We start from the raw sequence: 13,462 nt of genomic DNA, 5'->3' as shown, positions 1-13,462 counted from the left end.
GCTGTTGTGGTCCGTACCCGCTGGAGACTTTTCCTATGCAAAACTACGTGAACAGCTACTACGCCGCGACCCGCAACCAGACCACCGACTACCCGCCACTCGACGAGATTGTGGAGTGCGATGTCTGCGTGATCGGCGCCGGCTACACCGGCCTGTCCTCGGCCCTGTTCCTGGCGGAAGCGGGCTACAGCGTCACCGTGCTCGAAGCGGCCAAGGTCGGCTTCGGCGCCAGCGGGCGCAACGGCGGGCAACTGGTCAATTCCTACAGCCGCGACGTGGATGTGATCGAAGAGCGCTACGGCGAAAAAAGCGCCGAAGTGCTGGGCAGCATGATCTTCGAGGGCGCCGAGATCATCCGCCAGCGCATCCAGCACTACGACATCCAGTGCGACTACCGCCCCGGGGGCATCTTCGCCGCCCTGAACAACAAGCAGCTCAAGGGCCTGGCGGAACAGAAGCGCAACTGGGAACGCTTGGGCAACCCCAACCTCAAGCTGCTGGACAAGGCGCAGATCGACCGCGAAGTCGGCACCCGGAACTACATCGGCGGCCTGCTGGACATGCAGGGCGGCCACATCCACCCGCTGAACCTGGCCCTGGGCGAAGCCAGCGCCATCATCGGCCTGGGGGGCAAGATCTTCGAACAATCGGCGGCGGTGGAAATCACCTACGGCGAACCCAACGTGATTCGCACCGCCAAGGGTGTGGTCCGTGCCAAATACCTGCTGATCGCCGGCAACGCCTACCTGCAGCAGGATCTCGACCCCCGGGTGACCCGCAAGAGCATGCCCTGCGGTTCGCAGATCGTGGTCACCGAGCAACTTCCGGAGCCGTTGGCCCGCAGCCTGATCACCAACAACTACTGCGTGGAAGACTGCAACTACCTGCTGGACTACTTCCGCCTCACTGGCGACAACCGCCTGCTGTACGGCGGCGGGGTGGTCTACGGCGCCCGGGAGCCGGACGACATCGAGCAACTGATCCGGCCGAAGATCCTCAAGACCTTCCCCCAGCTCAAGGACGTGAAGATCGACTACCGCTGGACCGGCAACTTCCTGCTGACCATGTCGCGCATGCCGCAATTCGGCCGGATCGAAAAGAACGCCTACTACATGCAGGGCTACAGTGGCCACGGCGTCACCTGTTCGCACCTGGCCGGCAAGCTGATTGCCGAAATGATCCGCGGCGACGCCGAGCGCTTCAACGCCTTTGCCTCCCTGCCGCATATGCCGATGATTGGCGGCCGGACCTTCCAGGTCCCGCTCACCGCCCTGGGCGCCGCGTACTACGCCCTGCGCGACCGCTTCGGCATCTGATTCATTGACCAGTAGGGCAAAGCGCCTCCGTGGCAAGGGAGCTTGCTCCCGCTGGAGGGCGCAGCCCTCCCAACCCAGGCAACCGCGATCAATCCCAATGACCCGGTCGCCCGGGTTACGGCCGCTGCGCAGCCGGGCGGGAGCAAGCTCCCTCGCCACAAAAAGGCAGGGTTTCAGGGGGTTGCAGCCCGCGCCAACCCAGCCCGAAATTCCCCCGCCGTTCCCCTCATCGCCAGTCTTTACAGTCCCTGTGTCAAACATGTTTAAATAGCCGCCTTTTCCGGCTCCAGGGGCAGCCAGATCGCGTTTTTCGCGACTCAACCGCCACACGATACCCTTCAGTTCCACTCACATAAGGCTGTTATGGACACGGGCACCCGACTCAAACTCGTTCGCGAAAGCTACAAACTCTCCCAGCGCGAGCTGGCCCGTCGTAGCGGCGTTACCAATGCCACCATTTCCCTGATCGAACAGAATCGCGTCAGCCCTTCCGTCAGCTCCTTGAAAAAGCTGCTGGAAGGCATCCCCATGTCCCTGGCCGACTTCTTCACCTTCGACCAGCCGCCTCGGGAGCACCAGTACGTGTTCCGCGCCAACGAACAGCCCGACCTGGGTCGTGATGGCCTGCGCCTGCTGATGATCGGCGCGCCGCTGGCCAACCGGCAGATGCGTTTTCTGCGCGAGCAGTACGCCCCGGGTGCCAGCTCCGGCGCAGAGCCGATCGTGCATGCCGAAGGCGAGGAGTGCGGCCTGGTGACTCGCGGCACCGTGGAGTTGACGGTGGACGGGCAGGTGAGCGTGCTCAACCCGGGGGATGGTTACTACTTCCCCACCACTTTGCCCCACAGCTTTCGCAATATTGGCCAGGATGAGGCCGAGATCATCAGCGCCAACACCCCGGCGAATTTCTAGGCGGGTCGGCCACTGATTCAACCAGGCCTGTTGCAACCCTGTTCAAGCCTGCGCCACCTGTGCCGCAGGCTTTGTTTTTTATCCCTGACCAGGCAGCCAGGCCAGTACCGGTGTTGCGCCTGGTGTGGACGCCGCTCCAACAAGGAAGACCCATGATCAAGGACAGAAGACAAGCCCTCCTGAGCGAAGCGCGTCTGGAGAACTTCTTCAGCAACTACCAGCACAGTGTGCAGTTCTTTGCCGAAAACACCTTTGAGGCCGACTCCGAAGCCCAGGAAAAATCCCTCAGGGCCCGGCATTTCCAAAAGTGGATCTTCAAGGAAATCCTCATCCGCTACACCGCCGGCCATCGCATCGACCTGTTGATTCCCCTGCTGGAAACCCTGGTGGACAGCTACGAGCACCTGCAAACCCAGTTGGCCACCTACGAGCAGATTCCGAACATCACGCCATTGGCCATCGACGACTGGCTTGACCAGTACGAAGAGTGCGTCCAGGTGTTCAGCCTGTGCATCCTGCTGCACCGTGCCGACCTGCTACAGCGCTTCGTGGCCCTGATCGACCCGGCAGGCTATGCAGGGGACGACACCCTCTACGAGGACTTGCTGAGCAAACTGCTGCCCGACCGCGCTGATGTGGATGACTGGTACCACGAGGTCTACACGCCGCTGATACAGGCCATCTACGCCGACGACCCGGCCGAGGCCAGCGAGCTTCTGCAGCAGTATTGCGACGACTGGTATCCCGCATTCGAACAGGCGCCCTGGCACGACAACCACCTGCAAGGGGATGAGGGCAGCTATTGCGGGTACTGGGCGTTCGAGGCGGCCGCCATCGCCTTCCTGTATGGCCTTGATGACAGTGGGGTCGAGCACCGGGTCTATCCCAAGGACCTGGTGGCCTATGCAAGAAACCTTCAGCCGAGCCACCCCAAACAGGTGGCGCCGGTCGTGGCGGGGCAGTCCTGCAGCAAGGCCGGGTACTGGTTCACCCCGGTGGAACCGGAGTCGCGGCGCTGCTTTGAGGCGGGGGAGGTGATGCCGGAGTTCGAGGGGCAAACGGTCTGGTACTGGGTGGCGCAGGCGTAGGGCGTCGGGTCAGGCAGATATTCGCCCCAGCGCTCTGCAACGGTTGCTTGTGGTCGAATGCCGTGGGGCAAAAGGTTGCGATGAAGGCTTGTGAGCGAACTCCACGACGCAAGCGAAGGGCTGCTCGACCAACAGCTTTTTCAGAACGTTCATGGGCCAATCATGCCTGCTGATTCTTCGCTACCAGGCACTGCATCGATCGAGGCCAGGGCGGGCCGCGAAGCGATCACTCATCGTCCCCGTAGTACTTGACGCCAATGCGGATGATGTCTCGCCCCTGGTCCTTGCGATGGTGGTTGGTGTCGCGCAGCGAGTAGATGCAACCGCAATATTCCTGCTGATAAAAACGTTCGCGCTTGCTGATGTCGATCATCCGCGCCGAGCCGCCCCCCTTGCGCCAGTTGTAGTCCCAATAGGTGATGCCGGGATACTTTTGCGCGCTGCGAATGCCGCTGTCGGTGATTTGCTTCATGTCTTTCCAGCGCGAGATACCCAGGGAGCTGGAAATCACGCTGAAGTTGTTTTCATAGGCGTAGAGGGCGGTACGTTCGAAGCGCATATCGAAACACATGGTGCAACGCACGCCCCGCTCGGGTTCGTGCTCCATGCCCCTGGCACGTTCGAACCAGTTGTCTTTATCGTAATCGGCATCGATAAACGGCACCTTGTGGTCTTCGGCAAAGCGAATGTTTTCGTCCTTGCGCAACCGGTATTCACGCTCAGGGTGAATGTTCGGGTTGTAGAAGAAAATGGTGTAGTCGATGCCCGAGGCGGTGATCGCTTCCATTACTTCTCCCGAACAGGGCGCGCAGCAGGAGTGCAGCAGCAATGTCTGCGCGCCATCGGGAAGGCTGAGTTTAGGCCTTTTGATGTCTGTCATGAGGGGTGTCCAGGGTATGACGGTCCATGTGAAAAGACCGGAGCACAGTGAGGTGCTCCGGCAACCTGCGGACCCGCGTCGCGAAAGGCGTAAAGAGAGCCGCGTGGTTAAATGCTCACACCGTGCCTGGCGCGGCGATGTTGCAATATTGTCCTTTGAAATACAGCAATGGCTGCGTGGCGGCAGCCTCTTGCAGGTTCAGCGCTTTCACTTCACCAATCACGATCAGGTGATCACCGGCGGCGTGTTCGGCGTGAATTTCGCAATCAAGCCAGTGCAGGCTGCCAGCAATGACCGGATTGCCCAGCGGCGATTCCTGCCATTCGACTCCGTGCCATTTGTCCGTGCCTTTGCGAGCGAACTGATTGGAAATCCTGACCTGCTCACCCGACAGGATGTTGACCACGAACCGACCTGCCTGGCGAATCTTGGGATAGCTGGCCGAACTGGACATTACGCTGAAGGACACCAGCGGCGGGCTCATCGACACGCTGTAGAACGACTGGCAAGTGAAGCCAATGGGCTCGCCATCGATGTGGGATGTAATCACCGTGATACCGGATGCGTAGTGCCCGAGCGCTTCGCGAAAGCTCAATGGCTCGATAGCCGTACTGGGAAGTGACATGGCAGGTCCTGAGTATTGGGTGCATCTCGCAAGTGCCAAGGAGGCCTGAAGCAGCTCGGCAATCTTCACCCTTGCGCTTCACCCTCCATACACCTCCTTTGACTTTCGCTCGGTACTAGTTCGAGAGTTCCCGGCGGATGATCTCTGCGCCTGCACTTAAAGCATTCAGCTTGCCTCTGGCCACGTGGCGGGGCAGGGGAGCCATGCCGCAGTTGGTGCAGGGATAGAGCTTGTCGGCATCGACGAACTGCAGTGCCTTGCGCAGGGTATTGGCTACTTCCTCTGGTGTTTCAATGGTGTTGGACGCCACATCAATGGCGCCTACCATCACCTTCTTGCCGCGAATGAGCTCAATGAGATCCATCGGGACATGAGAGTTGTGGCATTCCAGCGAGACGATATCGATGCTGGACTTTTGCAGCTTGGGAAAGGCTTCTTCGTATTGCCGCCACTCCGAACCCAGCGTTTTTTTCCAATCTGTATTGGCCTTGATGCCATAGCCATAGCAAATGTGCACAGCGGTTTCACATTTAAGGCCTTCAATTGCCCTTTCCAGGGTGGCAACTCCCCAGTCATTCACCTCGTCGAAGAACACATTAAAGGCGGGCTCATCAAACTGGATGATGTCGACACCGGCAGCCTCCAGTTCCCTGGCTTCCTGATTGAGAATCTTGGCGAATTCCCAGGCCAGTTTTTCGCGACTTTTATAGTGATTGTCATAAAGCGTATCGATCATCGTCATGGGACCTGGCAGGGCCCACTTGATGGGTTGCCTGGTTTGCTGGCGCAAGAATTTGGCATCTTCGACAAAGACCGGTTTCTGGCGAGTCACCGCGCCCACCACCGTCGGTACGCTGGCATCATAACGATCACGAATTCTGACGGTCTCGCGCTTTTCGAAGTCAACGCCGTCAAGGTGCTCGATAAATGTAGTGACGAAGTGTTGGCGGGTCTGTTCGCCATCACTGACAATATCAATGCCTGCCTGCTGCTGCTCTTGCAACGACAAGCGCAAAGCATCTTGCTTGCCTTCAGTCAGCTCCTCGTCTTGCAGTTTCCACGGCGACCAGAGTGTTTCGGGTTGTGCAAGCCAAGAGGGTTTTGGCAGGCTGCCGGCGGTTGAAGTAGGTAGCAGTTTTTTCATGATGGATAACCTTGTATTTTTTATCGGTCAAAGAGCGTAGCGGGCAGACCACTGCTCAAGAAGGGTCTGGTATGGCTTGATAAAGTGCTCTTCAACAAACTGTCCCTGCTCAATGGCCAGTCGGCTGCGTTCTTCTCGATCATAGACAATTCGAGTTAATGAATAATCCTGGTTTTTCAAACTTGGCTGATAAGACTTTCCTGCCGCGGAGTTTGCATTGTAGATTTCGGGCCGGTAAATCTTCTGGAAGGTGTCCATCGTGCTGATGGTGCTGATAAGTTCAAGATTGGTGTAGTCACCCAGCAGATCGCCGGAAAAATAAAAAGCCAGAGGCGCGGCGCTGTTCGCAGGCATGAAATAGCGAACCTTCAAACCCATCTTGTTGAAGTATTCATCGGTCAAGGAGTACTCATCCTGCTGGTATTCAACACCCAGTACCGGGTGGTGGTTTTCAGTCCGATGGTAGGTCCTGCTGCTTGAAACACTCAGGCATATGACAGGCGGCTTGTTGAAGTGCTCCTTGAAAGTGCTCGAGTTGACAAAGTACTTGAACAGCTTTCCATGCAGGTCGCCAAAATTATCCGGGGTGCTGAAACCGGACTGGCCATTGTTGTGCCCCAGCAACAGCACGCTGAAGTCATAGTCCCGGACGTAGGACGAGAAGTTGTTTCCGACAATACCCTCGATGCGCTCGTTGGTTTGCTGGTCGATAATATTGGTTTTCAATACTTCGATCAGTGGTAGCGGATCGTTATTGCTCTTGGCGTCAATGTTCATCTCTACGGAAATGATTTCGAGTTCGACGGTGTAACGATCACCCCTGGGGTTGTCCCAATGCGCCAAGGCGTTGAATCGATTGTCAATCATCCTCAGCGTGTTGCGCAGATTCTCCTGGCGACTATTTCCTCTGGCCAGGTTGGCGAAATTGGTGGTGATGCGGGTGTTTTCAGAGGGTTGATAATTTTCGTCGAAACAAATGCTCTTGATGGTAAATGCAAACTCGTTATTCATTATGATCCGGCACCCTGAATCTTGAGGTAAGACCTGAACTTGCCTGTTGGGTTTGTTTAACTCCAGTTCAGTGTTCTGGTTTTACTTGATGATCTTTTTGATGTTTCCAATTGGGGTGCATTTTATGCAGCAGCATTGATCGAGTGAAAACGAATTGATTTCACTCAATCTTTAGGCTTGCTCATGATGGGTATACGGTCAGTTGCGCCACTCGCTGTCCGGCCAGTTCCGACGCTGTGCATCGTCATTTCCGGGGGCCACAGGCGTCGGCTGAGGCCGAGGGGCAGGATGTGAGCGCAGGTCGCGGACGAATGTACTTTTCGCTACCTGGCAGCCTGCCATCTGGCCAAGAGCTGTCGCTTTAGAACACTCGCTTTCCACCCGCACTCGCCCTACAGACCAGCGAAAGCTAAAAGGGCGACTGCCAAGGCGCTTCGGATATCCGCCGCGATGATTGCGGCTTGCAGCCAGCGCGCTCGACGTCTGCAATAATGACGACCACTGCGGCACGATGGCCTATCGAGTGCTTTGTGCCAACATCTGGTATTGGGTTTTGGAGGACTCCATGCGTGACATCATTGACGGCTTTCTGCGCTTTCAGCGCGAGGTTTATCCGCAACGCATCGAGCTTTTCAAGCAGCTCGCGACGACACAGAATCCGAAGGCGTTGTTCGTCACCTGCTCGGACAGTCGTGTTGTGCCTGAACTCCTTACGCAGCGGGAGCCGGGCGAACTATTCGTCATTCGCAACGCTGGCAACATTGTGCCGTCGTATGGCCCTGAGCCTGGTGGCGTTTCAGCCACCGTCGAATATGCAGTCGCAGTGCTCGGCGTACAGGACATCGTGATTTGTGGCCACTCGGACTGCGGCGCGATGGGCGCGATTTCGCGTTGCACGTGCCTGGATCATCTTCCGGCAGTGGCCAACTGGCTACGCCATTCGGACGCCGCGAAAGCGATTAACGCGGCGCATGAGTTCGACACGCCTCGTGCGAAGCTCGACGGCCTCGTGCGCGAAAACGTGATTGCCCAACTGGCGAACCTACGTACGCATCCCTCCGTGGCACTTGCGCTCGAACAGGGACGCATGAATTTGCACGGTTGGGTCTACGACATCGAGGCGGGGGGCATCGATGCGCTTGATGGTGCGACACGTAAGTTCATCCCCCTCGCTGATTCGCCGACCACCGTTGCGATCGCTGCGCAAAACGGCAGACAGATGTAATGGCAACAAACAACTGAAGATGGCTGCTGGTCGGGATACCTGCGCTCACCAACACATCGGCGCAGCCCGCAACCTGCTGGAAATCCTCGACTGTGCTGTGGTCCGCAGGACCTCCCCCTATAAGCGAGGTGGTCCCCTGCAGGAGCAGCCGGTCGACGCTCGATTGCTCGCGATGGTGGTTAACGGTAGCGCATGACTGGATCAGCGCAGCGCTCTGACGTCCATCGCGGGCAAGCCTCGCTCCTACCATATCCTGACTGATCGGCATGAGACGCAGCGCGTCGCCTGTTGGCGGGAGAGGGCCGGCTGCTGCCTAAGTCTTGCGGCCTACCACCAATCCGTTACCCAATCCCAGACGCTGCTGACGACATAAGCCGCGCCTGCCGCGACGGCTACGGTTGCCACCGCGGGGGCAAGGGCTGTTCCGCCGGCGAAACCCACTACGCCAAGCCCCGCAGCAGTCATGCCGGAAACTCCACTTGTGGCAGCGAAACCGGCAACGGTGCTGACTGCGCCCTTGGCCATGGCCTGGCCGGCCAGTGATCGGGCCACTTGATTGGCCGCGGTCTTGGTGACCTGGCCGGCCAGCATCTGGCGTGCAGCGACGTTTGCGCCTTGGTTGAGCAGAGCCCTGGTGGTGTGTTCTGCAGCTTTTTTCGCCACCTGGCGCCCCAGCAGATGGGCCGTGGTAGCCGCGCCCAGGCGCTGGCTCGCCGCTTCAACTTGCTTGCTGGTATGTCGGTCGGTGGCGCACCAGGAGGCGAAGTGTTCGCAGTTGTTGAACAGGAGGTTGTACTGATCCTCGCCCAGCCGCGAGCGGGCCCGGCGGCAGATCTCGGGGCCGCGGAAATGGATTTTTTTGTAAGTCCTGACCCTGGCCTGCTTGCCTTGCAGGAAGGCTTCAAGAGAGGTCGACTCGATACAGCCCTTATGCAGGCCCGAGCCCATGCCGGAATAGTGGATCACGCGATTCCTGCCGACAAAGATCCCGTGGTGAGTGTAGAGACCTCGACCCACGATCAGATGCGTTCCAGTGGCGTACATGTTCGATGAGACTCCAGTTGTGTGCTCTGGGAGGCGCTACTCTCAAACGGCCCGGCTTCGATTCACGTCGTCACCTTGATACAGGCATTTCCAGCGGCTCATCGCCGTAAGCCAGTACAGATGAGTGACCGGCCCATGAGGCCACTGCTCGAGCCTGCCGTATCAGCCCTCGGTCGACGCCTGCGCCTCACGAGCGGCTGTTTCGGCCAACTTCAATCGGTCTGCCTTGCAGATGTACTTGGGCTTGTTTTTCGGAGCCAGCTTGGCCTTGGCTTTTTTCGCGTGAGCGTCCAACAGCTGCTTGATTTTCTTGCGACGATTCATCGTTTTCTACCCAGGGTGGAGGCGCGAATGATATCAGCTTGAGCCGGATCCCTGGGTGCGCTCTGGCTGACGCCTCGCCTGTCGGTGGGGCAGCCGGTGGTGGTCCATTCCCGGCTGCCATCACGCCTCTGGCGTTGGCTGTCAGCAGCCGGGCGCCTTGAGTCCGGTGCCGATGGTGACGGCGGTGACCTGCACTTTTTCAAAGGCCTTCTGCGCGACGGGAGCGTATTTCTGGTCGCAGTTGAAGCGCGTCTCCATCACATAGTCGTCGCCCTCGGCCTTCTGCATCTGGGTCGCCCACTGGTCGGCGGCGTTGATCGCTGCGTCCGAGACCAGCATGACCTCCAGCAGCACTTCCTTGAAGTCCACGGCATGGGGGCCTTCCCAGTGCGCATAGACCGACGGGTCCGCGGCATTGCCGCACATGCTCAGGCAGTCGGCGCTATAGCTCAGGCCTCCGCCGGACGACTCGTTGAAGGCGCCCACGGTGAGGGGTTGGCCGGGAGCAGGGGCATAGGTGCCGACGAACTGGGTCAGGTCGGCCTGGCATTTGGGGCTCAGTTCCATGCGCAAGGTGCTGACCTTGCCGCCTTCGATGGTTGCGGTGATCTGGCAGCCCTGGACCTTGAACACATGGGCATTGCCATTGGATTCCCGGGGAATTCCGGCTACCGATTCGAAGTAGCGCTGGTTGGTGCCCAGCATGTCACCGGTGAAGACTTCGGCAACGGAGGCGGCATGGGCCGCGTCGAGAGACAGCGCCAGGGTGGCGGCACAAAGGCTGTAGAGCGCCTTGTTCATGGAAGCGTCCTTTCAGTGGAGAGACCAGTACCTGTGGTCATCGGCAGGTGGATCGGGGCGCGAGTGTAGCAGGCGCACGCCGGTATATTTCAATGGGGACTGTGATCGATGTGCGGGTTGCACCTTGTCTTGATGACGTAGCACCTGGACTGGTTGTTGCCTACTTCGGCCGAGGAATAGGCCTGAAGTGACCTGGCTGCCGAGGCGATGGTGTCCAGCTGTACCTGGCGCTCCGCCCTTGGTCAGCACTGGAAAATGCAGGGGCGCTGGCTTGCAATCGTTCAGGGGCTCGTGGTTCATGTCTTGGGTGGGTTGCCATCGACAGGTTACCCGGTCATTTAAGGAGGGGAGTTAGCGTGATCTCGACACGTTCGATAAAGGCCAATGAATGGCAGACATACCGGGATATGCGCCTGCGCGCGTTGCAGGATTCACCGGATGCTTTCGCCAGCACCCATGAGTCCGAGGCGGCGAGGGCGGACGAGGATTGGATTGCACGTGTTGCCGCAGCCCTGGCTTCGGGCAATGACCTGGTGCTGCTTGCCTTCAAGGGGGACCAGGCCTGCGGTCTGGCTTGGTGCAAGTTGCCGCTCGCCGAAATCGCGGTAGCCGACCTCTACCAGATGTGGGTCGATCCTGCGTTGCGTGGTCAGGGGGCCGGTGCCGCCTTGATCGAGCACGTGCTGGCCTGGGCCAGGGACAGGGGGGCGAGGCGGATTCGGCTGGGGGTCACCTATGCACCGACACCAGCCATGCAGATGTACAAGGCTTATGGTTTCCATCCCGTTGGGGCGCTTGAGCCGCTGCGCGCGGGTTCCAGCCTGATGTCCCAGGCCATGGAGCTGGAACTCGACCCCGTGTGACAAACCCAGCGGACGCGTTCGGTCCGCGCCTGGCCTGATTCGGCCTGCTGTTGCGCCAGGCGGGTACTTGAAGCGTATTCGCATGGTGCTACAGCAGGTTCGCGAGCGGGCATGCAACCTATCGCTCGTGCAGGTGCTTTTTCAGGAACGACCGGGTCCGCTCGTGAACGGGGTTCTGCAGGATCTCCCGGGGCGTTCCTTCCTCCACCACCACGCCGCCGTCCATGAAGATGATCCGGTCGGCCACTTCACCGGCAAAACGCATTTCATGGGTGACGATCAACATGGTCATGTGCTCGGCGGCGAGCTGTTTCATGACCAGGTTGACCTCCTCGACCAGCTCGGGGTCCAGCGCCGAGGTCGCCTCATCAAACAGCATGACCTTGGGGCGCATCGCCAGTGCCCGGGCAATCGCCACGCGCTGCTTCTGTCCGCCGGACAGGCGGGAGGGGTACTCATCGAGCTTGTTGGCCAGGCCCACTTTCGACAAGTACTCCATGGCCAGTTCACGGGCAGCTGTTTTCGTCAGGCCTTTGAGCTTGATCGGTCCGAGGGCGATGTTTTCATGGACGGTCAGGTGAGGAAACAGGTTGAAGTGCTGGAACACCATGCCCATCTGCTGGCGCACGGTATTGATGTGCCGCTCGAATGCACGACCTTTCAGTGGCCGGTTGACGTGTTCGCCCTCCAGCCAGACTTCACCGTCGTTCAGCACTTCAAGGTGATTGATCGAGCGCAGCAGTGTGCTTTTGCCCGAGCCACTGGGGCCGATGATGGCGATGATCTGTCCGCGCGAGACACAGAGGTCGATTCCCTTGAGGACTTCCAGTGCTCCATAAGCCTTGCGAGCACCCTTGACTTCGATCATGAGGTTTTGCGTGGTCATCGTGACATCTCTACCTTGGTTTCAAGAAGGTGCAGGCCGGCTTCAAGAACGAGATTGACCGCGTAGTAGATCACCGCGACGGCCAGATAGAACTCGAACGGGCTGTAGGTCTCGCTCACGGCGCGCTGGGCGCTGTAGACCAGCTCGGCAATACCGATGATCGACACCAGGGACGTGTCCTTGAGCAGTACGATCAGGTTGTTGCCAAGCGGTGCGAGGGTGCTGCGCAGGGCTTGTGGCACAACCACGTAACGTTGGGTCTGGCCGCGGCTCAGGCCAATGGATCGCGCGCCTTCAACCTGGCCTGGGTCCACCGACATGACACCGGCCCGGATGACGTCGGCGTTGTAGACGGCGAAGTGCAGGCTGAGGCCGATGATGCCGGCCATCAAGGCGGGAATATCGATACCCACTTGCACCAGCCCGTAATAGATCACGTACAGCTGCAGCAGAAGGGGCGTGCCCATCAGCAGCCAGGTCATGAAGCGGATGGGCAGAGACACCAGCCTTGGGGTGTAGAGAACGATCAGGGCAAAGGCAATGCCGGCGATCAGGCTCAGGGCGCTGGAGCTCAGGAACAATACGATGGTCCACCACAGGCCGGTCGCCAGGAGTTCGGAGTAGGGTGTCACGATGCTCAGGTCGAGGCTTGGCATTGAACAGTCTCACTTTGCCGCGAAGCGTTTATCAAGGTGATCCACAATCAACCTGACCGTGTAGACCATGGCGATATAGAGGATTGCCGACACCATGAAGATTTCGAATGGCTTGTACGTCGAACTGATGAAGCGTTGCGCGGTATAGGAAAGCTCAACCACGGAGATGGTCGACACCAATGCAGAGCCCTTGATCAGCGCGACGGCATTGACCCCCAGTGGCCTGATCATCAGCTTTGCCGTTTGCGGAAGGGTGATCAGCCAAAGGGTCTGGCCCTTTGCGAAACCAATCGAGCGTGCCGCCTCGACCTGGCCGGGATTGACGTTGATGATGGCGCCGCGAATGGATTCGGCCATGTAGGCCGCGATGTTCAGGCCCAGGCCGATGACCCCTGCCGAGAACGGCTCCAGCTCCAGCCCGATCTGCGGGCCGCCGAAGTAGAGGAGAAACAGCTGGACCAGGCAGGGCGTGCCGCGAAACACACTGATGTAGAGCCTGGCCAGGCCGCGAAGCAGGAAAGAGCCGGACAGCCGGCCGGCCACCAGCACGATGGCCACCAGCAAGCCCAGCATCAGGGCCAGCAGCGAAACGTGCACCGTGACCCAGGCCGCCTCCAGAAAAAACGGCAGTGTGCGCTGTATGAGTGTCAGGTCCATGGGAGGGCTCGGAAAGTCAGATTGACTGGC

General features: G+C 59.1%; 15 protein-coding genes. 5 read left to right on the top strand and 10 right to left on the bottom strand.

Annotation, left to right across the window (positions count from 1 at the left end):
- The first annotated feature begins 35 nt into the window (after positions 1 to 35).
- The 3 genes from LGQ10_RS08030 to LGQ10_RS08020 all read left to right on the top strand — a co-directional run bounded on the left by LGQ10_RS08030 (position 36) and on the right by LGQ10_RS08020 (position 3,316).
- Positions 36 to 1,316 (top strand): NAD(P)/FAD-dependent oxidoreductase, encoded by a 1,281-nt coding sequence (locus tag LGQ10_RS08030; RefSeq protein ID WP_226525228.1) that lies wholly within the window; start codon positions 36 to 38, stop codon positions 1,314 to 1,316.
- Positions 1,317 to 1,679: 363 nt separating this feature from the next.
- Positions 1,680 to 2,228 carry a cupin domain-containing protein gene (locus tag LGQ10_RS08025; RefSeq protein WP_058437402.1) on the top strand — a complete coding sequence of 183 codons (549 nt, stop codon included), beginning with the start codon at positions 1,680 to 1,682 and terminating at the stop codon, positions 2,226 to 2,228.
- Between the two features lie 152 nt (positions 2,229 to 2,380).
- Complete coding sequence (locus LGQ10_RS08020; RefSeq protein ID WP_226525227.1) at positions 2,381 to 3,316, top strand: PoNe immunity protein domain-containing protein; 936 nt, start codon at positions 2,381 to 2,383, stop codon at positions 3,314 to 3,316.
- A gap of 226 nt (positions 3,317 to 3,542) precedes the next feature.
- On the opposite strand, the gene LGQ10_RS08015 is transcribed toward LGQ10_RS08020, so the two are convergent.
- The 4 genes from LGQ10_RS08015 to LGQ10_RS08000 form a co-directional block, all read right to left on the bottom strand.
- Positions 3,543 to 4,196: an epoxyqueuosine reductase QueH gene (locus tag LGQ10_RS08015; RefSeq protein ID WP_226525226.1), complete on the bottom strand. Its 654-nt coding sequence runs from the start codon at positions 4,194 to 4,196 to the stop codon at positions 3,543 to 3,545.
- A gap of 115 nt (positions 4,197 to 4,311) precedes the next feature.
- Positions 4,312 to 4,821, bottom strand: a complete 510-nt coding sequence (locus LGQ10_RS08010) for a flavin reductase family protein (protein ID WP_226526113.1) — start codon at positions 4,819 to 4,821, stop codon at positions 4,312 to 4,314.
- A 115-nt stretch (positions 4,822 to 4,936) separates the two neighbouring features.
- Entirely contained in the window at positions 4,937 to 5,965 is a 1,029-nt protein-coding gene (locus LGQ10_RS08005; RefSeq protein ID WP_226525225.1) for a methionine synthase, read from the bottom strand.
- A gap of 27 nt (positions 5,966 to 5,992) precedes the next feature.
- Entirely contained in the window at positions 5,993 to 6,976 is a 984-nt protein-coding gene (locus LGQ10_RS08000) for a DUF1852 domain-containing protein (RefSeq protein WP_226525224.1), read from the bottom strand.
- A gap of 565 nt (positions 6,977 to 7,541) precedes the next feature.
- On the opposite strand from LGQ10_RS08000, the gene LGQ10_RS07995 reads away from it, so the two are divergent.
- The gene (locus tag LGQ10_RS07995; protein ID WP_226525223.1) at positions 7,542 to 8,201 is read left to right on the top strand and encodes a carbonic anhydrase; all 660 of its coding nucleotides are present in this window, start codon (positions 7,542 to 7,544) and stop codon (positions 8,199 to 8,201) included.
- A gap of 327 nt (positions 8,202 to 8,528) precedes the next feature.
- Here LGQ10_RS07995 and LGQ10_RS07990 read toward each other — a convergent pair whose 3' ends face one another.
- The 3 genes from LGQ10_RS07990 to LGQ10_RS07980 all read right to left on the bottom strand — a co-directional run bounded on the left by LGQ10_RS07990 (position 8,529) and on the right by LGQ10_RS07980 (position 10,370).
- A complete protein-coding gene (locus LGQ10_RS07990) occupies positions 8,529 to 9,245 on the bottom strand; it encodes a lecithin retinol acyltransferase family protein (RefSeq protein ID WP_226525222.1) in 717 nt (238 codons plus the stop codon).
- 162 nt (positions 9,246 to 9,407) lie between these two features.
- Positions 9,408 to 9,569, bottom strand: coding sequence for a DUF2986 domain-containing protein (locus LGQ10_RS07985; RefSeq protein WP_226525221.1), 162 nt, complete (start codon positions 9,567 to 9,569; stop codon positions 9,408 to 9,410).
- Positions 9,570 to 9,710: 141 nt separating this feature from the next.
- Complete coding sequence (locus LGQ10_RS07980; protein WP_226525220.1) at positions 9,711 to 10,370, bottom strand: hypothetical protein; 660 nt, start codon at positions 10,368 to 10,370, stop codon at positions 9,711 to 9,713.
- 356 nt (positions 10,371 to 10,726) lie between these two features.
- Between LGQ10_RS07980 and LGQ10_RS07975 the strand changes: the two genes are divergently transcribed.
- Entirely contained in the window at positions 10,727 to 11,233 is a 507-nt protein-coding gene (locus tag LGQ10_RS07975; RefSeq protein WP_058437753.1) for a GNAT family N-acetyltransferase, read from the top strand.
- A gap of 118 nt (positions 11,234 to 11,351) precedes the next feature.
- Here LGQ10_RS07975 and LGQ10_RS07970 read toward each other — a convergent pair whose 3' ends face one another.
- Genes LGQ10_RS07970 through LGQ10_RS07960 form a run of 3 tightly spaced genes read right to left on the bottom strand, consistent with a single transcriptional unit; the run spans position 11,352 to position 13,432 of the window.
- Positions 11,352 to 12,119 (bottom strand): amino acid ABC transporter ATP-binding protein, encoded by a 768-nt coding sequence (locus LGQ10_RS07970; protein WP_058438946.1) that lies wholly within the window; start codon positions 12,117 to 12,119, stop codon positions 11,352 to 11,354.
- Entirely contained in the window at positions 12,116 to 12,775 is a 660-nt protein-coding gene (locus LGQ10_RS07965) for an amino acid ABC transporter permease (protein ID WP_226525219.1), read from the bottom strand. The genes LGQ10_RS07970 and LGQ10_RS07965 overlap by 4 nt, the downstream gene beginning before the upstream one ends.
- Before the next feature lie 9 nt (positions 12,776 to 12,784).
- Positions 12,785 to 13,432 (bottom strand): amino acid ABC transporter permease, encoded by a 648-nt coding sequence (locus tag LGQ10_RS07960; protein ID WP_226525218.1) that lies wholly within the window; start codon positions 13,430 to 13,432, stop codon positions 12,785 to 12,787.
- Between the last annotated feature and the right edge of the window lie 30 nt (positions 13,433 to 13,462).

This window comes from Pseudomonas sp. L5B5 (genome assembly GCF_020520285.1).
In the GTDB taxonomy this organism is placed as follows: Bacteria; Pseudomonadota; Gammaproteobacteria; order Pseudomonadales; family Pseudomonadaceae; genus Aquipseudomonas.
The sequence above is the reverse complement of the archived record's forward strand: the minus strand, read 5'-3'. Positions and strand labels throughout refer to the sequence as shown.